Source organism: Ruegeria sp. AP11, assembly GCF_056535865.1.
Genome location: NZ_JBQFJB010000001.1, coordinates 542,736 through 568,455, shown reverse-complemented (window position 1 = coordinate 568,455; position 25,720 = coordinate 542,736). Strand labels below are relative to the sequence as shown.

Here is a 25,720-nt window from a genome sequence, read left to right as displayed (position 1 = left end):
CCCTCGTCAAACCACACAAATGGGCGTATGGGGGTCTCATGCTGAAACCCATGCCCCTTGCCGAGGCGCAGAGCCTGCCATTCTGGCGTCGTCCCATGACGCTGTTGTTCATGATGGCGCTGATGATGCCCATCGCCTTCAACGCGTGGAGCGCGTTGTTGAACAATTTCGTCATCGAGGTGGCAAGCTTCGACGGTGCGGAAATTGGCCTGCTGCACACAGTGCGCGAAATCCCCGGGTTTCTGGCCGTTGGCGTGATCGCTGTGATCATCTTCATCCGCGAGCAGGTGTTGGCGATGATCTCGCTGATCATGCTGGGCGTGGCGACGGCGGTGACGGCGTGGTTTCCCAGCCTTGGCGGGTTGCTGTTTGTCACCCTTTTCAGTTCGATCGGCTTTCACTATTACGAGACGGTGAATCAGTCGCTGCAACTGCAATGGTTGCCCAAGGACCGAGCGCCGCAGGTGTTGGGCTGGCTGGTGGCCATGGGATCGGCCGCGACGATGGTGGTATACGGGTTGATCGTACTGACCTGGGACCGGTTCGATCTGTCCTACAACTTTGTCTTCATGGCGGCGGGCGGGGTGACCGCGCTGCTGGCGTTGTTTTGCCTGTTTGCCTATCCGCAATTCGACGCGCCCACGCCGCAGACCAAAAAGCTGATCCTGCGCAAACGCTATTGGCTGTATTACGCGCTGCAATTCATGGCGGGGGCGCGGCGGCAGATATTCGTGGTCTTCGCGGGCTTCATGATGGTCGAGAAATTCGGCTTTGACGTGCATGAACTGACCGGCCTTTACCTGATCAACCTGATGATCAACATGATGGCCGCCCCGATGTTGGGGAAAGCGGTGGCACGGTTCGGGGAACGCCGCACGTTGATCTTCGAATACACCGGGCTGGCCATCGTGTTTGCGGCCTATGGCGGCATTTACTGGTTCGGCTGGGGGGTGCTGCTGGCCGCGATCCTCTATGTGATCGACCATGTGCTGTTTGCGTTGGCGCTGGCGCTGAAGACCTATTTCCAGAAAATCGCCGATCCGGCGGATATCGCGCCCACCGCCGCTGTGGCCTTTACCATCAACCATATCGCCGCCGTGTTCCTGCCTGCGTTGCTGGGGTTGCTCTGGGTCGTCTCGCCCGGTGCGGTGTTTGGTCTGGCTGCTGCAATGGCCATGATCTCACTGCTGCTGTCGCTGCTGATCCCGCGCCATCCCGAGCCGGGGAATGAAACCATCCTGTCGAAATACGCGCCCGCACCCGCCGAATAGGCGCGGGCGCTTGACCTTGGCGGCCCGCCGCCCTAGGCGCTGTGGCAACACCGGACAGGAGGCCGCCATGCCCACATTCACCGCGCTGACCACGCTGACAGGTAAGAAAGCCGCCGAGGGCCTGGGCGAGGCGATGGAGCGGCTGGAGCCCGAACCCACCGGCGTTGGCGTGTTCGAGGTCGAGGATGGCTCGGGTCTGTGGGAGGTCGGCGGTTATTTCACCGAAACGCCGGACGATACCGCTCTGGCCGTTCTGGCCGCCGCGTTCGAAGCGAAACCTTTTGTGGTCTCGGAACTGCCCGAAACCGACTGGGTCGCCCATGTGCGCCGTGAATTGGCCCCGGTCGAGGCCGGGCGGTTCTTTGTCTATGGCAGCCATGATGCCGATAAGCTGCCCGAGGGGCGTATCCCGCTGCTGATCGAGGCCGCGATGGCCTTCGGCACCGGTCACCATGGCACCACGCTGGGATGCCTGAAGGCGCTGGATCACCTGTTGGATCAAGGGTTCTCGGCCTCAAAAGTTGCGGATATCGGCTGCGGCACCGCCGTTCTGGCCATGGCGGCGGCCCGGGTCTGGGACGGGGATATCATCGCCAGCGACATTGACGAGGTTGCCGTTGACGTGGCCGAGGCCAACCTGAAAGCCAATGGAATGGCCGGAGAGGTCCGCTGCGTTGAAGCTGCCGGTTTCGATCACCCGGATCTGAAAGCGCACGCTCCCTATGACCTGATCTTCGCAAATATTCTCAAAGGTCCGCTGGTGGCTCTGTCGCCCGAAATCGCCGCGAATCTGCGCGCCGAAGGCCATGCAATCCTGTCGGGAATCCTCAATGAGCAGGCTGATGACGTGATTTCGGTTTATTTACAGAACGGGTTCAATCTGGCCCAAAGAGATGAAATTGGTGAGTGGACGACGCTAATCTTAAGCAAACAGGGCTAATTCTAGGCTATTTACGGGAGTTTTGTGGGTTTTTGCCACTTTTTTGTCGCATTCTCTAACTATCGTCACTGAATGTAATCGGGGGGCGGTTTTCGGAGGCTGCCATGACAGGAAAACAACTCGAATTCGATCAGCGCGTCACGCGTCTGAACAAAAAACACCAGAAACTCAGCCGGGGCTATCGGGCCACGATGCGCTCGGACGGGCTGGTTGTGATGAAACCGCAGCGGATGCGATCGGCCATCCCGGCGAAGGTTCTGGTTCTGTGCCTGCTCGGGTTCTTTGGCTTCAAAGCGTTCTTGTTGTCGAGTATCGGCCCATCCGCGTATGACGACCGCGTCGCAAGCCTCGAACAGGGTACACCTGTGGAAACGGCCGGTGCCTGGATTATGCAGGCCGATCCGGTCACCCAATTCCTCGCAACCCAGCTGAACAAGGTTATGTTCTAAGGGCCTGACGTCTTTCCTAACAAAAACACCGCGGGCCGTCTGGCGCGCGGTGTTTCTGTTTGCCCCACAGGGAGGAGGAAGGGGCGTATTCGTGGTCGTCCGTCGTCTTAGTAACGGCGGCCTTCGGCAACAACGTCGATGTCGCCGCGGCACAGGCCGATATCGTCCAGTTCGCGGTCGGTCAGACCGTTCAGCGCGTTGCGGGTGGCGCGGGCGTCATTCCATTCAACAACGGCGTTCACGACCGATGCCAAAGTTACGCCGATACGGCCGACGAGGCCGAACGAGCCAGTGGTGGTGCGGGTGGTGTCCAGTGCAGCCATATCCTGTTTCCTTCTGGTTTGTGTTAAACTCTGATCTTGCGATCTGACGGGCATCTAGGGATGTATACTGTCCCATGCAAGCGCAGAAATTGCATGTGTCCTATGCGTTTTTTGCAAGTCTCGAAATTCATAAAAACCCCTTAATTCATTGATTAATTCTGGTTTAGAAAAGCGTCGAAAACTGGCAAGTTGTTGTCGCAATTGGATCGAAATGCTGCGGGTGCGACATGAATGTCGTTTTCAGGTCGTGCGTTGAATTGCTTGGAAAATGTTCACGCTTCGTGCTAGTCGATGAAAAAAGATCACACAAACCCGAGCAGGCCAAAGCAAAACATGCGTATTCTGGGTATTGATCCGGGTCTCAGGACCCTGGGGTGGGGCGTCATCGAATCAACGGGCAGCCGCCTGAGCCATGTTGCCAACGGTTTGTGCAAATCCGACGGTGACGATTTGGGTGAGCGGCTCTTGTCCCTGCACAACCAGATTGTCGAGGTCATCGCCGAGTATCGGCCCGATCAGGCCGCCATTGAACAGACTTTCGTCAACAAAGACGGGGCGGGGACGCTTAAGCTGGGTCAGGCGCGTGGTGTTGCGCTGTTGACGCTGGCGCAGGCGGGTCTGCCGGTGGGTGAATATGCCCCGAACCGGGTCAAGAAAACCGTGGTCGGCGTCGGCCATGCCGAGAAAGAGCAGGTTTTGCATATGGTCAAACTGCAACTGCCGGGGTGCTCTCCTAAAGGTGCGGATGCTGCGGATGCTTTGGCGATCGCAATCTGCCATTCCTATTACGGCTCCGCCCCGCAGGCGCGGATGAAAGAGGTGCGCGCATGATCGGCAAACTCACCGGAAGACTGGATTATCGTGCTGCGGATCATGTTTTGATCGATGTGCGCGGGGTCGGCTATATCGTCTATTGCTCGGACCGGACCATGGCGGCGCTGCCCGGTGTGGGTGAGGCGGTCTCGATCTACACCGACATGGTTGTGCGCGAAGATCTGATGCAGCTTTATGGCTTTCTGTCCCTGATCGAGAAGGAATGGCACCGCCTGCTGTGCTCGGTTCAGGGTGTGGGGGCCAAGGTCTCGCTGGCCATTCTCAGCGCACTGGGACCCGATGGCGTCAGCCGCGCGATTGCGTTGGGGGATTGGGGCGCGGTCAAGGCGGCCAAAGGGGTCGGACCCAAGACCGCGCAGCGGATTGTGCTGGACCTCAAGGACAAGGCGCCCGGCGTGATGGCCATGGGCGGCACGGTGACTGAGGCGATGGACGGACCCTCGCTTGACGTGGTCGAACTGGCCGAGCCCGCACCTGGGCCCAAGCGTATGGCAAAACCGGCCTCTGGTGCGGCGGCGGCTTCGGCCGGGGCGTTGTCGGCGCTGGCCAATCTGGGGTATGGACCTTCGGATGCAGCCTCGGCGGTGGCCGAGGCGGCGGCCAGCTTGCCGGATGCGGGTGAGGCCGATCTGATCCGTGCCGCACTGAAACTACTGGCTCCGAAAGGGTGATTGAATGGTAGATGCCGACCCCGCCCTGCGCCCCGAACCGATGCCCGAGGACAATGATCGCGCCCTGCGCCCGCAGGGGCTTGATGAATTCGTCGGCCAGGCCGAGGCGCGCGCCAATTTGCGCATCTTTATCCAGTCGGCCCGCAAACGGGGCGAGGCGATGGATCATACATTGTTCCATGGCCCTCCGGGGTTGGGGAAGACCACCCTTGCGCAGATCATGGCGCGCGAGTTGGGGGTGAATTTCCGCATGACCTCGGGGCCGGTGCTGGCCAAGGCGGGCGATCTGGCGGCGATCCTGACCAATCTGGAATCGCGCGATGTGCTGTTCATCGACGAAATTCACCGACTGAACCCGGCGGTGGAAGAGGTGCTGTACCCGGCGATGGAGGATTTCGAGCTGGATCTGGTGATCGGCGAAGGCCCCGCCGCACGGACGGTGCGGATCGAGTTGCAGCCGTTTACACTGGTCGGTGCCACCACGCGAATGGGATTGTTGACCACGCCTCTGCGGGACCGGTTTGGTATCCCCACGCGGCTGCAGTTCTACACGGTCGATGAATTGCACGAGATCGTCACCCGCAACGCCCGCAAACTGGGTGCGCCTGCCGATGATGCGGGCGCGCGCGAGATTGCGCGCCGCTCGCGCGGAACGCCCCGGATTGCAGGACGGTTGCTGCGGCGGGTGGTGGATTTTGCCATTGTCGAAGGTGATGGGCGGATCACGCGGGATCTGGCCGACGGGGCGCTGACCCGGCTGGGCGTGGACAATCTGGGTCTGGACGGGGCTGACCGTCGCTATCTGAAGCTGATTGCCGAGAATTACGCGGGCGGTCCAGTGGGGATCGAGACTCTGTCGGCGGCATTGTCGGAAAGCCGGGATTCGCTGGAAGAGGTGATCGAACCCTATCTGTTGCAGCAGGGCCTGATCCAGCGTACGCCACGTGGGCGGATGCTGGCGCAGAAGGCGTGGACTCATTTGGGAATGGCGCCACCCAAAGGACAGAGCGATCTGTTTGGTTGAAGCCGCGCTTCATAGATCTTAAGCCTCCGGCGGGAGTATTTTGAAAAGATGAAGGGCAAAGTGTGACTCCGGATCAGATCGAAGCGCTGTTCACCCGCGAAAGCGGCGAGTTTCTGTTTGCGCGTTGGGGGCGGCCCATCGTGCCAATTGTTTTTGGCGTCGAGGATGAGACTCTGGCCACCGTCAAAGGCGCGTTCGAGGCGGTTGTCACGCTGGCCGGTCACAAGATGGCCGAAACCGATCCCGAACTCGGCGCCAATTGCATGGTCTTCTTCTTCCGCGATTGGCAGGAGTTGCTGGAGGTGCCCGATCTGGAACGTCTGATTCCCGATCTGACCCCACTGGTAGAGCGGCTGGTCGCCGCCGAAGCCAACCAATATCGGATTTTCCGGTTTGAGGAAGACGGCGCCATTCGCGCGGCTTTCGTGTTTTTGCGCATGGATAAGGAATTGTCGAAGGTTCCGGCGGAAACACTGGCGCTCAGCCAGGTGGTGCAGACGATTCTGCTGTGGTCTGACGCTGCGTTTCGCAACGTCTCGCCTTTGGCCATTGCCGGCGAAGCGACGATCCTGCGACCCGATATTGCCGCCTTGATCCGCGCCGCCTACGATCCGGTTCTGCCCGGTGCCGCGCAAGACCCTTCCCATGCGTTGCGCCTGTTCGCCAGATTGGAGCCGCCGCAATGAAACACTTCTACCCGGTTCGTGTGTATTACGAAGACACCGACATGGGTGGTGTGGTTTATCATGCAAATTACCTGAAATTCATCGAACGCGCCCGATCCGACTGGGTGCGCAAGCTGGGCAATGATCAGAATGCGATGCGGGATGCGGGTATTGTCTGGGTCGTGCGGCGGATTGAGGCGGATTATATTACGGCGGCACGGTTCGAAGATGAACTGATGGTGGAAACCGAAATCGTATCGCTTTCGGGCGCGCGGCTGACCATGTCACAGCTGATCAAACGGGATGAAACCGAGATCTTTCGTGCCGCGGTCACCGCAGTTTGCATGAATGCAGAGGGAAAACCGGTGCGCCTTCCGGCAGAGATTCGCGCATTGATGTAACAATTTCACCCTCGGGGGTGGTTCTGTTGGCTTTTCACGGCCATCTGCGTTAGCGTTTGGCAAAACAAGGCCAAATGGCCATCAGGCAAAACAAAGAGCAGGTTCATGGAAGCTGAAACGCTGGCGCTGGCGCAGGAGATCGATTTCTCCATGTGGGGGCTGTATGCCCGCGCGACCTTTATCGTCAAACTGGTGATGCTGATGCTGATTGGGGCATCGGTCTGGTCCTGGGGCATCATCATTCAGAAACTGATCAACTACCGGGCCGCGCGGCGCGAAGCGCAGGTCTTTGATGAAAGCTTCTGGTCCGGCAACCCGCTGGACGAGCTGTTCGAACAGACCGGAACACAGCCCGATGGCAGTTCCGAGAAGATTTTTGCGGCAGGCATGATCGAGTGGCGGCGCTCGCACCGCACCGATGGCGGGTTGATCGCAGGGGCGACCGCGCGGATTGACCGGTCGATGGATGTGGCGATCGCGAAGGAATCCGAGAGTTTGCAGAAGGGTTTGCCCATTCTGGCCACGGTTGGTTCGACCGCGCCCTTCATTGGTCTGTTCGGTACGGTCTGGGGCATCATGAACGCCTTTATCGAGATTGCCGAGCAGCAGAACACCAACCTTGCGGTTGTGGCACCCGGTATTGCCGAGGCTTTGCTGGCCACCGGTCTGGGTCTGCTGGCGGCGATCCCGGCGGTGATTTTCTACAACAAGCTCAGCGCCGATAGTGATCGGATCGTTGGCGGCTACGAGGCGTTTGCCGACGAATTCGCCACCATCCTGTCGCGCCAGTTGGATAGCTGACGATGGGTGCGGCGGTTCAGCAAAACTCCGGTGGCAACGGGCGGCGCAGAGGGCGTCGCCGTGGGCGTGCGCAGCCGATGGCCGAGATCAACGTGACGCCGTTTGTGGATGTCATGCTGGTGCTGTTGATCATCTTCATGGTCGCCGCGCCGCTGCTGACGGTTGGCGTTCCTGTCGATCTGCCCAAGACTGCGGCCAGTGCTTTGCCCGGAGACAGTGAAGAACCGCTGACCGTGACCCTGACCGCCGATGGCGGGGTGCAGATACAGACCACGGACGTACAGCGCGAAGAGTTGATTGGCAGGCTGCGCGCCATCGCGGCAGAACGCAGCAGTGACCGCGTATTCCTGCGCGCCGATGGGGCCATCCCCTATGCGCAGGTGATGCAGGTCATGGGCGCGCTCAATGCGGGTGGTTTTTCCAATGTGGGCCTAGTGACCGATACCGGCGGGCCAACGCTGGACGATGGGTAAAGGTGGGGTCGCACGGTGGATACCGGCACCAAGATTTCGGCAATTGCGCATGTCAGCCTGATCAGTTGGGCGCTGTTCAGCGGTACGTTCCGCTCTGAACCGCTGCCGATGGCGGTACAGGATGTCTCGGTGATCTCATCCGAGCAGTTCGCGGCCCTGAGCGCGCAGCGCAACGCACCCGAGGTGCCGACCGAGCCGGAAGAGCTGCAGCAGCCCGAAACCTCCGATCAGATCACCGCGCCTGAACCTGTGCCGGACACACCGCCCGAACCTGAGGCGGTGCCGCAACCCGAGCCCGAGCCAGAGCCGGAAACCCAGCCGGAAGCCGTGGAAATCGCGCCCGAACCCGAACTAATCGAAGAGCTTCCGACGCTGGACCAGCCCGAGCCGGAAGTGGCCGCGCTGCCAGCCCCGCCAGGGCCAGAGGCCGAGCCGCAGGCAGCGGACAAGATTGCACCCGAAGCCATTGCCCCACCGCCGCCCGAGGCGAAACCGGATGATATCGAAACCCCTCCGGTCTCGTTGGATGAAGGCGCCGAGACGCAGCAGGAGCAGCAGGATCAGACCGCGCCAGAGGAGACCGCGCCCGAGATCGTGACCGAGGCGGAAGAGGTCGACGATCCGGCCCCGCGCACCTCGCCGCGCCCGCGCGTGCGTCCGAACCGTCCGGCGCCTCAGCCCGAGCCTGAGGTCGCGGAGGCGCCAGAACCAGCGCCGACCGAAGAACCCGCCCAGGACGAGCAGGCGATCAATGATGCACTGGCCGAGGCGCTGGGAACCGGCACCGAACCTTCGGGCCCGCCGCTGACCAGCGGAGAAAAGGACGCCATGCGCGTGGCGGTGTCGCGCTGCTGGAACGTCGGTTCGCTGTCGACCGATGCGCTGCAGACAGTTGTTATTGTCGCCTTTTCGCTGACACCCGATGGTAAGGTTGTCGGTGGTAGCCTGAGAATGCTGGACAGCTCTGGCGGCTCAGCAGCCTCTGCCAAACAGGCTTATGAGGCCGCACGACGCGCGATTTTGCGCTGCGGAGCCAAAGGATACGACCTGCCTGCTGACAAATACAGCCAATGGCAGGATATTGAGATTACATTCAATCCCGAGAGGATGCGGATCAAATGATGAAACTTCTGACCAGCCTCTTTATTGGCCTGACCCTGCTGACGGCTCAGGCTTATGCCCAAAGCGGGCCGCTTCGTCTGGAAATCGACGAAGGCATCATTGAACCGATGCCCTTTGCGGTTCCCAGTTTCGTGCCTGACAACGCAGCGGCAGCGCAATATGCGCAGGATATCTCGCGGGTGGTGGTGTCCGACCTGACGGGAACGGGGCTGTTTCGTGAGATTTCATCAGATGCATTCATCAGCCGGGTCAGCAGTTTTGACGCGCCGGTGCAATTTGCCGATTGGAAGGCGATCAATGCGCAGGCGCTGGTGACGGGGGCGGTGAATGTCTCGGGCAAGCGACTCACTGTTCGGTTCCGGGTGTGGGATGTGTTTTCAGGCGCCGAGCTGGGCAACGGATTGCAGTTCGCAGGCACCACAGAAGGCTGGCGGCGCATGTCGCATAAGGTGGCTGATCAGGTCTATAGCCGGATCACGGGTGAGGGCGGCTATTTTGATAGCCGCGTGGCGTTCGTATCCGAGAGCGGCCCCAAGGATCAGCGGCTCAAGCGACTGGCGATCATGGATTACGACGGCGCGAACGTGCAGTATTTGACAGACAGTGCCGCCATCGTGCTGGCACCCCGGTTCTCGCCCACTGGCGATCGGTTGCTTTATACCAGCTATGAGACCGGCCAGCCGCGTATCTACCTGCTGGATGTAGGGCGTGTTCAGCGGCAGGAGTTGCCGACACAGGAAGGCACGATGAGCTTCTCTCCGCGCTTTTCGCCGGATGGGCGCTCGATTGTCTATTCGCTGACGCAAGGTGGCAATACCGATCTTTGGAAGATGGATCTGGCTTCGGGCCAGAGCGCGCGCCTGACCAATACGCCCGCTATTGAAACCGCGCCCAGCTATTCGCCGGACGGTAGCCAGATCGTGTTCGAAAGTGACCGCTCGGGGACACCGCAGCTCTATGTCATGCCCGCAAATGGTGGCGAGGCGACGCGGATCAGTTTCGGGCAAGGCCGTTACGGCACACCCGTCTGGTCCCCGCGTGGAGATCTGATTGCCTTCACCAAGCAAAACAAGGGTCGGTTCCATATCGGCGTAATGCGCACCAATGGTGACGAGGAGCGCCTGCTGACAGCCTCGTTCCTGGATGAAGGTCCGACATGGTCGCCCAACGGCCGGGTCATTATGTTCACGCGGGAAACGCAGGGGGCGAGTGGCCGCTCGACGCTGTATTCGGTGGATATATCGGGCCGCAATCTGCGCCCGGTACGCACACCGGACGGGGGCAGCGATCCGTCCTGGGGGCCGTTGCAGAATTGATCTGACCATGCTGTGGATAACGTTCACAACGAAGATGCGATGTGATAGAAACGCGCCAATAAACAAACAATACACGAGGCACTTGAGATGAACCTTCTGAGCAAAATCGCGGCTGCCGGGGCGCTGACCCTGATCGCCGCCTGTTCCAATAATGATCCTTCGGCATTGGGTGGTGGCGCCGGTGGTGCCAACGGCGCGCTGGTGCCGGGTTCGCCCAATGACCCGCGTTCACCCGCCTATTTCCAACAGGCGGTGGGTGACCGAGTATTGTTCGCAGTCGATCAGTCCACGCTCAGCCCGCAAGCCCAGACCGTTTTGCAGGGGCAGGCCGACTGGCTGTTGGCCAACCCGGATTTCGTGGCGAACATCGAAGGCCACGCGGATGAGCAGGGCACGCGGGAATACAACCTCGCACTGGGTGCGCGCCGGGCGAACGCGGCGCGGGAATACCTGATCTCGCGCGGGGTGGCGGGCAACCGGCTGACCACGGTCAGCTTTGGCAAGGAACGCCCGATTGAAATTTGCAGCACCGAGGAATGCTATTCCAAGAACCGCCGCGCGGTGACGGTGCTGACCGGTTCAAGCTTGGGGTAAGATGATGCGAATTGCAGGTTTGGTTCTGGCGGCAGTGGTCGCCGTCGCGGGCGTGGCGCAGGCGCAGGATCAGCAGACACTGGCGGATATCCGGCAGGAGCTGACGGTGCTGCATGTCGAGGTCCAGCGTTTGAAGCGCGAGTTTTCGACCACCGGCTCACCCGCGCCAAACCTGTCTGGCAGTTCCGTGCTGGAACGTGTGGATGCGATCGAGGCCGAATTGCAGCGCCTGACACGCCAGACCGAGCAGTTGAATCAGCGGGTGCAGAATATTGTCACCGATGGCACCAACCGGATTGGCGATCTGGAGTTCCGGCTGGTCGAACTGGAGGGCGGCGATCTGAGCACTCTGGGCGAGACATCGACGCTGGGCGGCGAAACGTCGACCGAGATCGCCGTTGCGCCCACGTCGCCCCAGCCTGCTGCGGTTGAGCAAGGCGAGCTGGCGGTCGGCGAACAGGCCGATTTCGATGCCGCCTCGCAAGCACTTGTGGATGGGGATTTCCAGACTGCGGCCGACCTGTTCTCACAATTCGATCTGTCCTATCCGGGCAGCCCGCTGGCGGCGCAGGCCAATCTGCGGCGTGGTCAGGCGCTGGAAGGATTGGGTGACACGCGCGAGGCCGCGCGGGCGTTCCTGGCCAGCTTCACTGGCGATTCCGAAGGCCCGCTGGCCCCCGAGGCGCTATATGAACTGGGCGCGGCGCTTGGCCGTCTGGGACAGACCGATCAGGCTTGCATAACGCTCAGCGAGGTTGGCGTGCGATTCCCAAGCTCGGCCCCGGCAAGCTCGGCCACACAGGAAATGGCGGCGCTGGGCTGTTCTTGACCTCTGACACCGATACGCTTCGGTCCGAAATCCGGGCGAATCTGCCCGATCCGCTGCCACGACGTCTGGGCGTGGCGGTGTCCGGTGGCAGCGACTCGACCGCTCTGTTGCATCTGCTTTCGGGCATGGCTCAAGAGGCTCGGATCGATCTGTTCGCCGCAACCGTTGATCATGGCCTGCGCCCCGAATCCGCTGCCGAGGCTCGGTCCGTCGCGGCGCTGGCGCAGAAATGGGGCATCCCGCACCATACGTTGAAATGGGAAGGTTGGGACGGCGCAGGTAATCTGCAGGATCAGGCGCGGCGGGCACGGTATCGGTTGCTGACGGATTGGGCGGATGAACTGGGGCTCGAGGCGATCGCACTGGGCCACACGGCTAACGATCAGGCCGAAACCGTCCTGATGCGGCTTGCCCGGTCTGCGGGGGTTTCGGGCCTGTCCGGCATGGCATCGCGGCGCATCGAGGGCGGTGTTACTCTGCTGCGCCCGATGCTGTCGATCACACGCGCACGTTTGCGCGATTACCTGACAGGGCAGGGGATAAGTTGGATCGATGACCCGTCGAATCAGGATCAACGGTTTGACCGGATCAAAGCCCGGGACGCTCTGACCCGGCTGGATCGGGTCGGTATCACGGCGGAAGGCTTTTCGCGTGTTGCTGACAATCTTGCACAAGCCCGCGAAGCTTTGGCACGATACGCGCAGGAATCCGCCCGCGATCATGTGCAGGAGGCGGATGGCGATCTGTGTTTCGACCGAGATGGCATCGCCGCGCTGCCAGAAGAGATTCGCCGCCGACTTGTCGTGGGTGCGGTCATGTGGCTGGCGCGTCGGGATTATCCGCCGCGTCAAGGCGCCGTCGATCAGGCAGTGCAGGCCCTGTTGAGCGGCCAGGCGACCACGCTGGGCGGTTGCCAGCTGATCCCGGGAGGCAAAAAAACTTGGATTTGCAGAGAGCTAAACGCTCTTACCCCCCAAGTCTCGAATCCCGGCACGGTGTGGGACGGGCGCTGGGTTCTGACCGGACCCCAGACGCCGGGTGCCGAAGTTCGGCCCCTGGGTGAGGCAGGGATTCTGCAATTGAAGGACTGGCGCGCGGTTGCAAAGCCCCGCGCGGTGGTGATGTCGTCGCCTGCGGTATGGGTGAATGAGAATGTTCTGGCTGCGCCTTTGGCCGGTTTCGCTAATGGATGGGCGGCAAATGCGTCCTCGGACAGGCCAGACTTCCATGCCGTGATTTTATCGCATTGAACCTGCCACAATCCTCTCTATTTTAAGGAACAACCCCGGCGGAACCCCATCCGCCGAAACCTTCTAGGAGATTTTCCTTGGGCAACGCTCGTAACATCGCCTTCTGGGTCGTTCTGTTTCTGCTGATCCTTGCACTGTTCAACCTGTTCAGTGGACCCAGCGGTTCGCTTCAGAACAACGAACGGACCTATTCCGAATTCGTCAGCGCTGTGGATGCCGGAGATGTCACCAGCGTGACGCTGGATGGCGAACAGATTCGCTATCGCACGAATGACAATCAGGATTACGTCACCATCAAACCCGGCGATGCCGAAGTGACCAAGCTGCTGATCGACAAGAGCATCCCGGTGCGGGCGGAGAAACAGCAACAGTCGGGGTTCCAGTCGTTCCTGATCACGCTGCTGCCCTTCCTGCTGCTGATCGGTGTCTGGGTCTATTTCATGAACCGGATGCAGGGCGGCGGCAAAGGCGGCGCGATGGGCTTTGGCAAGTCCAAGGCCAAGATGCTGACCGAAAAGCACGGCCGCGTGACCTTTGACGACGTGGCCGGCATCGACGAGGCCAAGGAAGAGCTGGAAGAGATCGTCGAATTCCTGCGCAACCCGCAGAAGTTCAGCCGTCTGGGCGGCAAGATTCCCAAAGGCGCGTTGCTGGTTGGCCCTCCGGGTACTGGTAAGACACTGCTCGCCCGTGCGATTGCGGGTGAGGCGGGTGTGCCATTCTTTACCATTTCAGGTTCGGATTTCGTTGAGATGTTCGTCGGTGTCGGTGCGTCCCGCGTCCGCGACATGTTCGAACAGGCCAAGAAGAACGCGCCTTGTATCGTGTTCATCGACGAGATCGACGCCGTGGGCCGCCATCGTGGCGCGGGCTATGGCGGCGGCAACGATGAACGCGAGCAGACCCTCAACCAGCTGCTGGTTGAAATGGACGGATTCGAGGCCAATGAAGGCGTGATCATTCTGGCGGCCACAAACCGCAAGGACGTGCTGGACCCTGCGCTGCTGCGTCCGGGCCGTTTCGACCGCAACGTGACTGTCGGCAACCCCGACATCAAAGGGCGTGAGAAAATTCTGGGCGTTCACGCGCGCAAGACGCCTTTGGGTCCCGATGTCGATCTGCGCATCATCGCGCGCGGGACGCCGGGCTTCTCTGGCGCTGATCTGGCCAACCTCGTGAACGAGGCCGCGCTGATGGCCGCGCGTGTGGGCCGTCGCTTTGTCACCATGGAAGATTTCGAGAACGCCAAGGACAAGGTGATGATGGGGGCCGAGCGCCGCTCGATGGTGCTGACCCAGGATCAGAAGGAAAAGACCGCCTATCACGAGGCTGGACACGCCGTTGTCGGTCTGGAGTTGCCGCTGTGCGATCCGGTCTACAAGGCAACGATCATTCCGCGCGGTGGCGCGCTGGGTATGGTTGTGTCGCTGCCCGAAATGGACCGCCTGAATTATCACCGCGACGAGTGTGAGCAGAAGCTGGCGATGACCATGGCGGGCAAGGCTGCCGAGGTGATCAAATACGGTGAGGATCATGTCTCGAACGGCCCGGCAGGCGACATCATGCAAGCCAGCCAGTTGGCGCGGGCCATGGTGATGCGCTGGGGCATGTCGGATAAGGTCGGCAATATCGACTATGCCGAGGCGCATGAGGGCTATCAGGGCAATACTGCTGGCTTCTCGGTCTCAGCCCATACCAAGGAACTGATCGAAGAAGAGGTGAAGCGTCTGATCCAGCAGGGGTATGAGCGCGCGCACAAGATTCTGTCGGACAAGAACGAAGAATGGGAGCGTTTGGCGCAGGGCTTGCTGGAATACGAAACCCTGACCGGTGATGAGATCAAGCGCGTCATGAACGGCGAGCCACCCACCGAAGGCGACGATGAAGGCGACAAACCAGACGAGGGCAATGCGCCCAGCGTGACCGCCATTCCCAAGACCAAGGCCAAGAAATCCCCGCCGGATGGTGGGATGGAGCCAGAACCAACCACATAATAGCAAAACCCGGAGCCAGCCTCCGGGTTTTCTCTTTTCATCAGGCTGTTGCCGGTCATTATGCCTGTGATTGATGAAGGAAAGGGGAAGTCACGTGCCGTTCTTACGTGAAACTGAATATTCGGCAGAGGTGATTTGGCTTGGCCATGTACCTGCAGGCCAATCCTTGCGCACCGAGCCTGTTGACGCATTGAACCTGGGCTTCGACGGAGTTCGCGGAGAACGGCACGAGGGGCTCAACAGGGCGTCCTGCGTTCGAGTCGAGAATCTCTACCCGAAGGGCACTGAGATTCGAAATGTGCGGCAGTTATCAGTGCTGTCGTCCGAGGAGCTGGCCAGTATCGCTGCCGAGATGAAAATGGAAGATCTTGATCCGTCATATCTTGGCGCTTCTATCGTTTTGAAAGGCATCCCCGATTTTACGCATGTCCCGCCATCTTCGCGGCTGCAGTCGGAGAATGGTGCGACGATTACCGTGGACATGGAAAACGCCCCTTGCGTTCTGCCTGGCCGCGAGATTGAGGCGGATCACACCGGCCACGGAGCAGCCTTCAAACCCGCCGCAAAAGGGCGACGCGGGATAACGGCCTGGGTTGAACGCCCCGGAGTTTTGAGGCTCGGCACCAAGATGCGATTGTTTGTACCTGATCAGCCAATTTGGCAGCCATAGGGCGCAACAGTTTCCGATATGAACTTCACGAATCCGGTGACGCCGTTTCGCGGCATGAATATGTCGGAATCCTTAGCCACCGGTGATGTGCACGACAGTATATGTTGCTCAGCGCCGACGTATCGCGTCGGTTTTGCACGGCATTCAATCAAGGACCTCGGCCAATGAGCTATAAATCCGACATCGAAATCGCCCGCGAGGCGAACAAGAAGCCGATTCAGGAAATCGGTGCCAAGATCGGCATCGAATCTGCGGATCTGCTGCCCTATGGCCACGACAAGGCGAAAGTCAGCCAGGACTTCATCAACTCGGTCCAGGACCGCGAAGACGGCAAGCTGATTCTGGTCACCGCGATCAACCCGACGCCTGCAGGCGAAGGCAAGACCACCACCACCGTGGGTCTGGGCGACGGTCTGAACCGCATCGGCAAGAACGCGATGATCTGTATCCGCGAAGCCTCGCTTGGCCCGAACTTCGGTATGAAGGGCGGCGCTGCAGGTGGCGGTTACGCGCAGGTTGTTCCGATGGAGGAAATGAACCTGCACTTCACCGGTGACTTCCATGCGATCACCTCGGCCCACTCGCTGCTGTCGGCGATGATCGACAACCACATCTACTGGGGCAACGAGTGCGAGATCGACACCCGCCGCGTCGCATGGCGCCGCGTGGTTGACATGAATGATCGTGCACTGCGTCAGATCACTGCGTCCTTGGGTGGTGTGTCGAATGGCTTCCCGCGAGAAACTGGTTTTGACATCACTGTGGCATCCGAAGTCATGGCGATCCTCTGCCTGGCAACTGACCTAAAAGACCTGGAGAAGCGCCTGGGTGACATCATCGTGGCCTACCGCCGCGACAAAACCGCTGTCTATTGCCGCGACATTAAAGCCGAAGGCGCAATGACCGTTCTGCTGAAAGACGCGATGCAGCCGAACCTGGTGCAGACGCTGGAAAACAACCCGGCATTTGTCCATGGTGGCCCGTTCGCGAACATCGCACACGGCTGTAACTCGGTCATTGCGACCAAAACCGCTCTGAAAGTGGCTGACTATGTTGTCACCGAAGCCGGTTTCGGTGCTGACCTGGGTGCCGAGAAGTTCATGAACATCAAATGCCGTAAGGCAGGCATCGCGCCTTCGGCTGTGGTGCTGGTTGCTACTGTGCGCGCAATGAAAATGAACGGCGGCGTGGCCAAAGCCGATCTGGGTGCCGAAAACGTCGACGCGGTCAAGTCGGGCTGCGCCAACCTGGGCCGCCACATCGAGAACGTGAAATCCTTCGGCGTTCCGGTTGTCGTCGCCATCAACCACTTCGTCACCGACACTGATGCCGAAGTTGATGCGGTCAAGAACTACTGTGCCGATCACGGTGTCGAGGCGGTTCTGTCGCGTCACTGGGAGCTGGGTTCGGAAGGCTCGGCGCCGCTGGCCGAGAAGGTTGTGGAAATCGTCGAAGGCGGCAGCGCCAACTTCGCGCCGATTTACCCTGACGACATGCCACTGTTCGAGAAGATCGAAACCATCGCCAAGCGTATCTATCGCGCGGATGAGGTGCTGGCCGACAACAAGATCCGCAACCAGCTGCGCGAATGGGAAGAAGCGGGCTATGGCAACCTGCCGGTCTGCATGGCGAAAACCCAGTACTCGTTCTCGACCGATCCGACCCTGCGCGGCGCGCCCACCGGCCACTCGGTTCCGGTGCGTGAGGTCCGCCTGTCCGCAGGTGCCGGTTTCATCGTGGTTGTCTGCGGCGAGATCATGACCATGCCCGGTCTGCCCCGCAAACCCGCGGCCGAGACAATCCGCCTCAACGAAGAAGGCCAGATCGAGGGCTTGTTCTAAGCCGCCGAATAAGACATCTCGTGGTCCGGGGAATATGCCCGGGCCACGAGGAGATCGACATGCCCACTCTGACACCGCCGCAAGATTGCCACTCGATGCCGGACCTACGGATTCAGATCGACGCGCTGGACCGTCAGCTGATCGAGATGCTGGTGACCCGTGCGGGATATATCGACCGGGCCTCGCAGCTGAAGCAGGGCGTGGGGCTGCCGGCCCGCATCCCCGAACGTGTCGAGGAAGTGGTGCAGAAGGTGCGTGACAACGCGGAGCGGACGGGCATGGACCCCGATCTTGCCGAACAGTTGTGGCGCGTATTGATTGACTGGTCGATTGCGCGCGAAGAACGCGTGCTCGGCCCTGATTGACCGGGCGCAACAGGCGCCCGATCCGTTTTGAAAGAAGGGATCGAAGAATGGTAGCCCAGGTTATCGACGGTAAGGCTTTTGCGGCCAAAGTGCGCGCGCAGGTGGCCGATCAGGTCGCGAAACTGAAAGAGGAAAACGGCATTACCCCCGGTCTGGCCGTGGTTCTGGTGGGCGAAGACCCGGCCAGCCAGGTCTATGTCCGCTCGAAGGGCAAGATGACCGTCGAGGTCGGCATGAACTCGTATGAGCACAAGCTGGATGTCGACACGTCCGAAGAGGATCTGCTGGCGCTGATCGACAAGCTGAACAACGATCCTGCCGTGCATGGCATTCTGGTGCAACTGCCGCTGCCCGGGCATCTGAACGAGGATCTGGTGATCAACTCGATCGACCCGGCCAAGGATGTGGACGGCTTCCACATCTCGAATGTGGGCCTGCTGGGTACCGGTCAGAAGTCGATGGTGCCCTGCACGCCGCTGGGCTGCCTGATGTTGCTGCGTGACCACCACGGCTCGCTGTCGGGGATGGATGCGGTTGTGATCGGCCGGTCGAACATCGTGGGCAAGCCGATGGCGCAGCTGCTGTTGGGCGACAGCTGCACCGTAACCATCGCGCACAGCCGCACCAAGGATCTGCCGGATGTGGTGCGCCGCGCCGATATCGTTGTCGCCGCCGTAGGCCGCCCCGAGATGGTGCCGGGCGACTGGATCAAGGAAGGCACTACCGTGATTGACGTGGGCATCAACCGGATCGAGCGTGACGGCAAGAACAAGCTGGTCGGCGATGTCGACTTTGCCAGCGCAGCCGAGCGCGCGGGTGCCATCACCCCGGTTCCGGGTGGGGTGGGGCCGATGACCATCGCCTGCCTGCTGGCCAACACTCTGACTGCCTGCTGCCGTGCCAATGGTTTGCCAGAGCCTGAAGGCCTCACAGCTTAAGACTGTCCTTTTAGGGTGCTTCGCAGCGCCAATACCAATATCGGGCCGGAAAGCAGGTTTGCTTTTCGGCCCGATTTGCTTTGTCCGAATGTGAAATCCAGCCGATCATTCGAGCAATTGACCCTACGTCAATAAGTGATAAGCCTTCTGTTCCAGACGGTTAGGGGGGTATTATATCCTTCACCCAAACGAATACGTTAATGCGTGAGGAGCGCGCGCGAGTTTGTATGAAAGTTAAACTGGAACTCATACGGCAACAATTCAGCGTACAGCGCCTTCTGGCGGGCATAGTATTCGTACCGCTGCTGGCCTATTCCTTTGCGCCATTCCGGGATATGACCTTCTCGTTTCCCGAACGTCTGGTCTTCTGGACCGGCGTCATGATGTTGGCACTGGCAGCGACTTGGACAGCCGGTAAACTGGTCCGCGAATGGTTGCTGCATTCGGACCTTTTGATCCGGGACCTGGCCTTCGCCTTGCTGATCCTGATGCTGTTTGCTCCGTCATTATGGCTTCTGACCTGGGTCCTGTTCACTCTGAATGGGCTGATGGCGCCCGGGATATTGATGGTCGCGCCCTATGGTATCCTTTTTGCGACCGGTTTGCTGCTGGTTCGCGAACGTGAGCAGCCCGAGGGTCCGGAGGATGAGATCAGACCGCGTTTGTACAACCGGCTTCCATCCGGGTTTCAGGGGCGGATTTATCGGCTGACGGTCCGCGATCACTCGGTCGATGTCGTGACCTCCGAGGGGACATTCACCATCCGCTCGCGCTTTACGGATGCGATTGCGGAAATGGAGCCCATTGTTGGCCATTGTACCCATCGGTCGCATTGGATTGTCGACGCAGCGATTGCCGGGGTCGAAAGGCAGGATGGAAAGATATTCCTGCGTTTGTGCAATGATGATCTTGTTCCGGTCAGTCGGAAATACAGACCGATGCTGGAAGAGGACGGGTTGATCTGACGCTCATCTTGGCATTGGAACCATCCGGGGTTGCGCCCCCGTCAGAATAGCGCGCGCATCCACTCCCATAAGCCGGGACAGCGTTTCGTCCGAGCTGCGCAAACCCCCAGTATAGGCCCCGTAGGCCGGCAGGATAAGGCGGGCATCGTCCAGCAGGAAGGCCGGACGCGAGACGTGGCGTCCACGGGCGGACAGGCTGACTTTGGGATGGTAATGCCCCGAGACTTCGCCGTACCCTTCTGTCTCGGCGATATGGCGAAAGGTCAGGCCCTCGCAACACCATTCGGCCAGATGTGTGCCCCCCAGTTCGACTGGACCGGGATCATGGTTGCCCTCGATCCAGACCCAACGCCGCCCGGCCTGTAGCGTAGCGATGTGCAACCGGTCCTCTTCGGGCAGCGCTTGTGAGGCGTGCAGGTCGTCAAAACTGTCCCCCAGACAGATGACCGAATTGGCACCGGTTTGCGCCAGATCAGCCGCCAGCCGGGTCAGAGTTTCTCGGTTTTCGTAGGGTGGCAAAGCGGGGCCACCCCGACGTGCTGCCCGTTCCGACTTGCCCAGATGCAAGTCCGAGACGCAAAGCAGGTTCTGATCTGGCCACCACAAAGCGCCAGAGCCTAGGGCGGACAACCGGTGTCCGATGAACGTGAACGCAAGTTTGTTCATGATCCGTTCTTTGCTGGTTTATGTCCGGTATGCAAGCAGAATCAATCGGGTGCCAGTCCTGCGGCCTGCATCAGACGGATGCTTTCATCGGCCAGAAGGCGTTCTTCGGCTTCGCCTTTGACCGGCACTTTGCCGACCTCAAGGAACAACGGGGCCGCCAGCGGTGAGACCCGGTTCAGTCGCAAAAGGTCAACACGGTCCCCGATCCGGGCGATCATCGCTTCGATTCGTCCGAAATCGACCAGCCCGCGCATGGCTTCTTCGCGGGTGATCTGCATCAACAGGTGATCGGGATCGAATTTCAGCAGCGTGTCATACAGGATATCTGACGAGAATGTCGCCTGCCGCCCGCTTTTGCGTTGTCCGCCGGTGTTGCGCTCGATCAGGCCCGCGATGGTGGCCGAAGCGCGAAATGTCCGCTTCATCACTGCATTGCCCGCGAGCCATGTCTCCAGCCCATCACGCAGCGCATCCAGCCGGAACAGAGGACGCGGGTCGGTCACCGCATCCAACCCCCAGATCAGTGTTGCATAATCGGTGGCCACGAACCCGAGCGGGGCAAGCCCGGTTTCCTCCATCCGTTTGGTCAACAGCAGCCCCAGCGTCTGCTGCGCATTCCGCCCGGCAAAGCCGTAGACGCACAGATGTTCACGCCCGTTATCGGGAAAGCTCTCGATCAGCAATCGATCACGCTGAGGCAGGCGCGACACCTCGCGCTGTAAAGCCAGCCAATCGGCGGTGTGGGTGGGCAACTGAGGCCAATCGGGTTGGGCAAACATGCGTAGAATGCGGTCGCTCAGCTGTGTTGAGGCGGCGAATTTCGTGCCCATGAAGGTGGCGATCTTGGGTTTCTTGTCAGCGCGGCGGCTGACCTCAACCACCATTTCACGCAGGCCTTCATAGCGCACGATCTGGCCGCCGATCAGAAATGTATCACCCGGGGTCAGCGACGCGGCAAAACCTTCCTCGACCTCGCCCAGCGGCTTGCCGCCGCGACTACGCCGCAGCCGTACTTTCAGCGTGTCGGTGTCCTGAATCGTACCAAGATTCATCCGGATACGCTGCGACGCCCGCGGGTCACGCAATTGCCAGCGGCCATCGGAACGCTGTTGCAGCCGTTGCCATCGGTCATAAGCACGCAGGGCGTATCCGCCGGTTGCACAGAACTCCACACAGGCATCGAAGGCGGGTCGGGTGAGTGTGGCATAAGGCCCTGCCGAAGTCATCTCGGCGTAAAGCGCATCGGCGTCAAACGGGCCTGATGCCGCAGCGATCAGGATATGCTGGCACAGCACGTCCCGAGGCCCCGGCCCCCGGGGGTCCCCATCCAGATCATGCTCTTGCACCGCCTGCAGCGCGGCCACGCATTCGACCACCTCGAACCGGTTGGCAGGCACGAGAAGCGCCTTTGACGGAGCGTTGTAGCGATGGTTCGCCCGCCCGATGCGCTGCACCAGCCGTTTGACATTCTTCGGCGCGCCAATCTGAATCACCAGATCGACATCGCCCCAATCGATCCCCAGATCGAGGCTGCCGGTGCAGACAATCGCGCGCAGATCGCCCCGCACCATCGCGGCTTCGACACGCTCGCGCTGTTGCCGGTCCAGACTGCCGTGATGGATGCCGATGGGCAGGCCCTCGTCATTGGCCAGCCAGAGGTTGTGAAAGAATATCTCGGCCTGCGCGCGGGTGTTGTGAAAGATCAGGGTGGTTTTGTGCTTCCGGATCTGTTCCAGCACCGCCGGGATGGCATAGGCTGCGCCGCCGCCGGACCACGGCGGCATTTCTTCGGTCTGCAGCATGGCGATATCGGGGTCGGGGCCGGGATCGGCCTGAATGATCCTGCAAGGATCTGGGTGACGGGCCAGAAAACGCGCAATGCCTTCGGTGTCTTCCACGGTGGCGGACAGTCCCACGCGGCGCAAGCCGGGGCAGAGCGTCTGCAACCGCGCAAGCGCCAGCATCAATTGATCGCCCCGCTTGCTTTCGGCCAGCGCGTGGATTTCATCGACGATGATCCGCTGAACTCCGGCAAACATGCGCGGGGCATCTTCGTATGAGGTCAGCAGGGCAAGACTTTCAGGCGTCGTCAGCAGGATATGCGGAGGGTCGACGCGCTGGCGCTTCTTTTGCGTGGCAGACGTGTCGCCAGTGCGATCCTCGATCCGGATGGGCAGACCAATTTCGTCTACCGGAGTGCGCAGGTTACGGCGAATGTCGGCCGCCAGCGCCTTGAGCGGCGAGACATAGATCGTGTGCAGCCCATGATGCGCACCGCCGGACAGCTCGGACAGGGATGGCAGAAACCCGGCCATCGTCTTGCCGCCACCCGTCGGGGCAATCAGCAGCGTCGCCGGGTCCTGAGCCCGATCAAACATCTGTTGCTGATGTGGGTGGATCGACCAGCCTTTGGCGCTAAACCAATCGTCAATCCGGGCGGGAATCTGCTTCATCGCTGCAGATTACCCGCCCGGGATCAGAAGGACAGGGGGTCAGTGAATGATCTTTTCTTCCTTGACGAACATGTTCGCCCAGGCGCGGTCGATCAGGTCAGGGCTCATCTGATAGGGGATACCCTCGAATTCACAGATCGCGATCATCTGGTCGATCAGGAAGATCGGCTGATAGTTCGCATAGATGTTCTGGATCGTCGGGTATTTGACCTTCAGCAGATGCACCAGCGCAGCCTCGTCCAGCGGCATGCCGCGTTTGCGGGCGACCATCGCAAAGATTTTCAGGAAGTTTTCTTGATTCGGCCCGTCGATCTTGATCTTGAAGAAGATCCGGCGCAGGGCCGCCTGGTCGAAGATCTCGTTCGGGTGGAAGTTGGTCGAGAAGATGACCAGCGTGTCGAACGGCACCTCGAATTTCTCACCCGATTGCAGGCCAAGGATGTCCTTGCTTTCTTCCAGCGGGACGATCCAGCGGTTGATCAGGGCCTGAGGGGGTTCGGCCTGACGCCCAAGGTCGTCCACGATGAAGATGCCACCGGTCGATTTCAGCTGTAGCGGCGCCTGATAGGTCCGCGCGGTGGGGTTATAAACAAGGTCCAGCATGCTCAGCGACAGTTCACCGCCGGTCACAACGGTGGGGCGTTCACATTGCACATAGCGTGTATCAAACCGTTTGCGGCGGCGCAGGCTGTTGGGATCGTCCGCCTCCTGCTCGATCGCGGTATGCACGATCGGGTCGTAGACAGTGATCACCTGACCGGAATACTCGATGGCCCACGGAACATAGACATTGTCCCCCAGCGCGTCGCGTATCCCGTTCGAGATAGAGGATTTACCGTTGCCCGGCGGGCCATACATCAGGATCGACCGGCCGGCGCTGACCGCCGGGCCCAGATGGTCCAGCAGGCTGTCGGGCAGAACCAGATGACCCATGGCCCCGGTCAGCTGGTCGCGGGTGACCTGAATGTTGCGGATCGACTGGCGCTTGACCTGCTCGCGGTAAACATCCAGCGGCACAGGCATCGCGCCGAAATATTCCGATTGGCTAAGCGCATCCAGCGCTCGCGCCTTGCCCGCATCGGTCAGCTGATAGCCCATCTCGTTGCCCGAGTTGGCGTTCAGAGTGCCGGTCGCCTCAAGCAGTTTCTGTTCGCGCGCAATATCGACCAGTTCCTGTGTGACTGAACCGGGCAGGCAGACCGCTGCGGCAATCTCGGTCACGGTATCCACATTCTTGCGAAAGATCGTCTTCAGCAGAATGTCCCGCATCATCACCAGCGGAAGCTTCATTTCAGCCAACCCTTTGGGGGCAGGGGGGGCCATAACGGAGGTTGTCTGCATGTTCATGAGCGGGGCTCGTCTGTCAATTGTCACACTACCAGCCCCGCAGAGGGGCTGTTTGAGGAAAATTTGACGCGGATTTGTGGCAGGACCAAGGCACGGGCGAGGCGCGCTGATGATTGTTTACGATCCGTGAATTGTCCCAAGGATCAGATAGATGGCCAGACTGCCTGCCAAAGGTAGCCCCATCGGAAATTGCTTGTCCCGGTCCCAGCTTTCCCAATGCGGTGCAAGCTGGCGAAGCCGCGAATGTTTGGCCAGACGATGCACGGCGAAGGCCCCCAGAACTGACGCCGTCAGGATCACCATCAGCAGCATCAAGTCACCCATCCAGATAAATGGGGCCGCGGCGGCGCAGAACTTGGCATCACCTGCTCCGATGACCCCGGCGGTGTTCAGAACGATGCCGAATAACAGAATGACAATGACATGTAGCAGTTGCCAGGCATAGACCGGCAGTGAAACCGAAAGCGGACCGAGGTTGCCTTGAACCCAGCCGCCGGACCATGGCGGCAGGACAAAAAGACCAATAACCAAATACACCAGCGCCAATACCATCACCGCATGGTTCTTGATCTTCATTTCACGCATGTCGGTGAAGGCCACGTAGAAACAGATCGGCAGGACGAAGGGCAGAAACCATGCTGCCGCTGCCGCTGGGATTGTCATAGATCAGGCTTCCTCGAGCGCGCGAAGCGAGCGGACCGCCTCGTCAAAGTGCTGCGGATGGGTCGAGATCGCTTCGCGATAGAGGTTCTTGGCCAGATTGATATCGCCCTGTTTGACGGCCGAGATCGCCATCGTATTCAGCAACCGGGCGCGTTCGGACTGTGTCATGGGAATGACCGGAACGCTGTAGTTGCCCTGTGCGCTGCGGGCCAGAACCAGATTGTTTTTGGCGGTGAACAGGGTCTGGTCATGGCGGATGGCTTCGCCAAAAAGCCGCTCGGCCTCGGCATATTGCCCGCGTGCCAGTTTGGAATAGCCCCAGTTGTTCATCACGCCTGCCGGGCGGGTCGTCAGGCCGATTGCAATTTCATAGAAGTGATCTGCGCTTTTCCAGTCTTTTCTGGAGTCAGCCACCAATGCTTCCAGCCTGTAGCGTTTGAAGGTCTCATAGGTCGGCGGGATGCTGTCCAGCGTTTCCTTCGCCCCTTTCCAGTCGCCACTGCGGACCTGCGCGTTCGCGTATTCCACTCGGTCAGCGTCGTTCGAGCCTTTCATACCTAGAACGCGTTTCCACGCCGCCGAGGCTTCGGTATTGCGCTTGGCGCGGGACAGGGTGAACGCCAGACCACGCTGCAGATCGATCCGGTCGGGGTTTTTGGCGGCTGCGCCCTGAAAATAGGTGACCGCCTCATTCGGGTCGGCCGCGTTTAGCATCACGTCATTCAGGTTGGTCTCGTCGATGACGTTGACCTCTTGAAATGTCCGCTCGACCTTTTCTTCTTCGGTTTCTTTTGCGCAGGCGGTCACTACCAGCCCGCACGCAAGCATCGTCGGAATCAAGAAGGGGTGGCGCAT

The 25,720-nt window shown here is 60.3% G+C and carries 27 protein-coding genes; 21 read left to right on the top strand and 6 right to left on the bottom strand.

Annotation, left to right across the window (positions count from 1 at the left end; all coding sequences use genetic code 11):
* Positions 1-38 precede the first annotated feature (38 nt).
* The 3 genes from ACR3E4_RS02960 (at position 39) to ACR3E4_RS02950 (ending at position 2,660) form a co-directional block, all read left to right on the top strand.
* Entirely contained in the window at positions 39-1,271 is a 1,233-nt protein-coding gene (locus ACR3E4_RS02960) for an MFS transporter (protein WP_480533820.1), read from the top strand.
* Positions 1,272-1,338: 67 nt separating this feature from the next.
* Positions 1,339-2,211 carry a 50S ribosomal protein L11 methyltransferase gene (locus tag ACR3E4_RS02955; protein WP_480533818.1) on the top strand — a complete coding sequence of 291 codons (873 nt, stop codon included), beginning with the start codon at positions 1,339-1,341 and terminating at the stop codon, positions 2,209-2,211.
* A 104-nt stretch (positions 2,212-2,315) separates the two neighbouring features.
* Positions 2,316-2,660 (top strand): hypothetical protein, encoded by a 345-nt coding sequence (locus ACR3E4_RS02950; protein ID WP_480533816.1) that lies wholly within the window; start codon positions 2,316-2,318, stop codon positions 2,658-2,660.
* Between the two features lie 107 nt (positions 2,661-2,767).
* On the opposite strand, the gene ACR3E4_RS02945 is transcribed toward ACR3E4_RS02950, so the two are convergent.
* Entirely contained in the window at positions 2,768-2,983 is a 216-nt protein-coding gene (locus ACR3E4_RS02945; RefSeq protein WP_480533814.1) for a DUF1127 domain-containing protein, read from the bottom strand.
* Positions 2,984-3,316: 333 nt separating this feature from the next.
* Here ACR3E4_RS02945 and ruvC point away from each other — a divergent pair, with 333 nt between their 5' ends.
* The 18 genes from ruvC (at position 3,317) to ACR3E4_RS02855 (ending at position 19,736) form a co-directional block, all read left to right on the top strand.
* On the top strand, positions 3,317-3,814 hold the full coding sequence (ruvC, locus tag ACR3E4_RS02940; RefSeq protein WP_480533812.1) for a crossover junction endodeoxyribonuclease RuvC: 498 nt from the start codon (positions 3,317-3,319) through the stop codon (positions 3,812-3,814).
* A complete protein-coding gene (gene ruvA, locus ACR3E4_RS02935; protein ID WP_480533810.1) occupies positions 3,811-4,488 on the top strand; it encodes a Holliday junction branch migration protein RuvA in 678 nt (225 codons plus the stop codon). The genes ruvC and ruvA overlap by 4 nt, the downstream gene beginning before the upstream one ends.
* Before the next feature lie 4 nt (positions 4,489-4,492).
* Positions 4,493-5,512, top strand: coding sequence for a Holliday junction branch migration DNA helicase RuvB (ruvB, locus tag ACR3E4_RS02930; RefSeq protein ID WP_480533808.1), 1,020 nt, complete (start codon positions 4,493-4,495; stop codon positions 5,510-5,512).
* Between the two features lie 62 nt (positions 5,513-5,574).
* On the top strand, positions 5,575-6,198 hold the full coding sequence (locus tag ACR3E4_RS02925) for a hypothetical protein (RefSeq protein WP_480533806.1): 624 nt from the start codon (positions 5,575-5,577) through the stop codon (positions 6,196-6,198).
* Entirely contained in the window at positions 6,195-6,578 is a 384-nt protein-coding gene (gene ybgC / locus ACR3E4_RS02920; RefSeq protein WP_480533804.1) for a tol-pal system-associated acyl-CoA thioesterase, read from the top strand. The genes ACR3E4_RS02925 and ybgC overlap by 4 nt, the downstream gene beginning before the upstream one ends.
* Positions 6,579-6,683: 105 nt before the next feature.
* Positions 6,684-7,379: a protein TolQ gene (tolQ, locus tag ACR3E4_RS02915; RefSeq protein ID WP_480533802.1), complete on the top strand. Its 696-nt coding sequence runs from the start codon at positions 6,684-6,686 to the stop codon at positions 7,377-7,379.
* A 2-nt stretch (positions 7,380-7,381) separates the two neighbouring features.
* Positions 7,382-7,852: a protein TolR gene (gene tolR, locus ACR3E4_RS02910; protein ID WP_480533800.1), complete on the top strand. Its 471-nt coding sequence runs from the start codon at positions 7,382-7,384 to the stop codon at positions 7,850-7,852.
* Between the two features lie 15 nt (positions 7,853-7,867).
* Entirely contained in the window at positions 7,868-8,974 is a 1,107-nt protein-coding gene (locus ACR3E4_RS02905; RefSeq protein ID WP_480533798.1) for an energy transducer TonB, read from the top strand.
* Positions 8,971-10,290, top strand: a complete 1,320-nt coding sequence (gene tolB / locus ACR3E4_RS02900) for a Tol-Pal system beta propeller repeat protein TolB (protein ID WP_480533796.1) — start codon at positions 8,971-8,973, stop codon at positions 10,288-10,290. The genes ACR3E4_RS02905 and tolB overlap by 4 nt, the downstream gene beginning before the upstream one ends.
* Before the next feature lie 87 nt (positions 10,291-10,377).
* Complete coding sequence (gene pal / locus ACR3E4_RS02895) at positions 10,378-10,884, top strand: peptidoglycan-associated lipoprotein Pal (RefSeq protein ID WP_480533794.1); 507 nt, start codon at positions 10,378-10,380, stop codon at positions 10,882-10,884.
* A 4-nt stretch (positions 10,885-10,888) separates the two neighbouring features.
* Entirely contained in the window at positions 10,889-11,713 is an 825-nt protein-coding gene (gene ybgF, locus ACR3E4_RS02890; RefSeq protein WP_480534135.1) for a tol-pal system protein YbgF, read from the top strand.
* Positions 11,710-12,963, top strand: a complete 1,254-nt coding sequence (gene tilS / locus ACR3E4_RS02885) for a tRNA lysidine(34) synthetase TilS (protein WP_480533792.1) — start codon at positions 11,710-11,712, stop codon at positions 12,961-12,963. The genes ybgF and tilS overlap by 4 nt, the downstream gene beginning before the upstream one ends.
* Positions 12,964-13,040: 77 nt before the next feature.
* On the top strand, positions 13,041-14,957 hold the full coding sequence (gene ftsH, locus ACR3E4_RS02880; RefSeq protein ID WP_480533790.1) for an ATP-dependent zinc metalloprotease FtsH: 1,917 nt from the start codon (positions 13,041-13,043) through the stop codon (positions 14,955-14,957).
* 94 nt (positions 14,958-15,051) lie between these two features.
* The gene (locus ACR3E4_RS02875) at positions 15,052-15,627 is read left to right on the top strand and encodes an MOSC domain-containing protein (RefSeq protein WP_480534133.1); all 576 of its coding nucleotides are present in this window, start codon (positions 15,052-15,054) and stop codon (positions 15,625-15,627) included.
* Between the two features lie 164 nt (positions 15,628-15,791).
* Positions 15,792-17,468, top strand: a complete 1,677-nt coding sequence (locus ACR3E4_RS02870; RefSeq protein ID WP_480536662.1) for a formate--tetrahydrofolate ligase — start codon at positions 15,792-15,794, stop codon at positions 17,466-17,468.
* A gap of 59 nt (positions 17,469-17,527) precedes the next feature.
* Positions 17,528-17,833 (top strand): chorismate mutase, encoded by a 306-nt coding sequence (locus ACR3E4_RS02865; protein ID WP_480536660.1) that lies wholly within the window; start codon positions 17,528-17,530, stop codon positions 17,831-17,833.
* A gap of 47 nt (positions 17,834-17,880) precedes the next feature.
* Complete coding sequence (gene folD, locus ACR3E4_RS02860) at positions 17,881-18,771, top strand: bifunctional methylenetetrahydrofolate dehydrogenase/methenyltetrahydrofolate cyclohydrolase FolD (protein WP_480567050.1); 891 nt, start codon at positions 17,881-17,883, stop codon at positions 18,769-18,771.
* Positions 18,772-18,998: 227 nt separating this feature from the next.
* Positions 18,999-19,736, top strand: coding sequence for a LytTR family DNA-binding domain-containing protein (locus tag ACR3E4_RS02855; RefSeq protein ID WP_480535175.1), 738 nt, complete (start codon positions 18,999-19,001; stop codon positions 19,734-19,736).
* Positions 19,737-19,739: 3 nt separating this feature from the next.
* Here ACR3E4_RS02855 and pdeM read toward each other — a convergent pair whose 3' ends face one another.
* The 5 genes from pdeM to ACR3E4_RS02830 all read right to left on the bottom strand — a co-directional run bounded on the left by pdeM (position 19,740) and on the right by ACR3E4_RS02830 (position 25,720).
* On the bottom strand, positions 19,740-20,402 hold the full coding sequence (gene pdeM, locus ACR3E4_RS02850; protein ID WP_480535176.1) for a ligase-associated DNA damage response endonuclease PdeM: 663 nt from the start codon (positions 20,400-20,402) through the stop codon (positions 19,740-19,742).
* 41 nt (positions 20,403-20,443) lie between these two features.
* Positions 20,444-22,855, bottom strand: coding sequence for a ligase-associated DNA damage response DEXH box helicase (locus ACR3E4_RS02845; RefSeq protein ID WP_480535177.1), 2,412 nt, complete (start codon positions 22,853-22,855; stop codon positions 20,444-20,446).
* Between the two features lie 39 nt (positions 22,856-22,894).
* Positions 22,895-24,202: an ATPase gene (locus ACR3E4_RS02840; protein ID WP_480535178.1), complete on the bottom strand. Its 1,308-nt coding sequence runs from the start codon at positions 24,200-24,202 to the stop codon at positions 22,895-22,897.
* Between the two features lie 117 nt (positions 24,203-24,319).
* The gene (locus ACR3E4_RS02835; RefSeq protein WP_480535179.1) at positions 24,320-24,865 is read right to left on the bottom strand and encodes a prepilin peptidase; all 546 of its coding nucleotides are present in this window, start codon (positions 24,863-24,865) and stop codon (positions 24,320-24,322) included.
* Positions 24,866-24,868: 3 nt separating this feature from the next.
* Complete coding sequence (locus tag ACR3E4_RS02830; RefSeq protein WP_480535180.1) at positions 24,869-25,720, bottom strand: tetratricopeptide repeat protein; 852 nt, start codon at positions 25,718-25,720, stop codon at positions 24,869-24,871.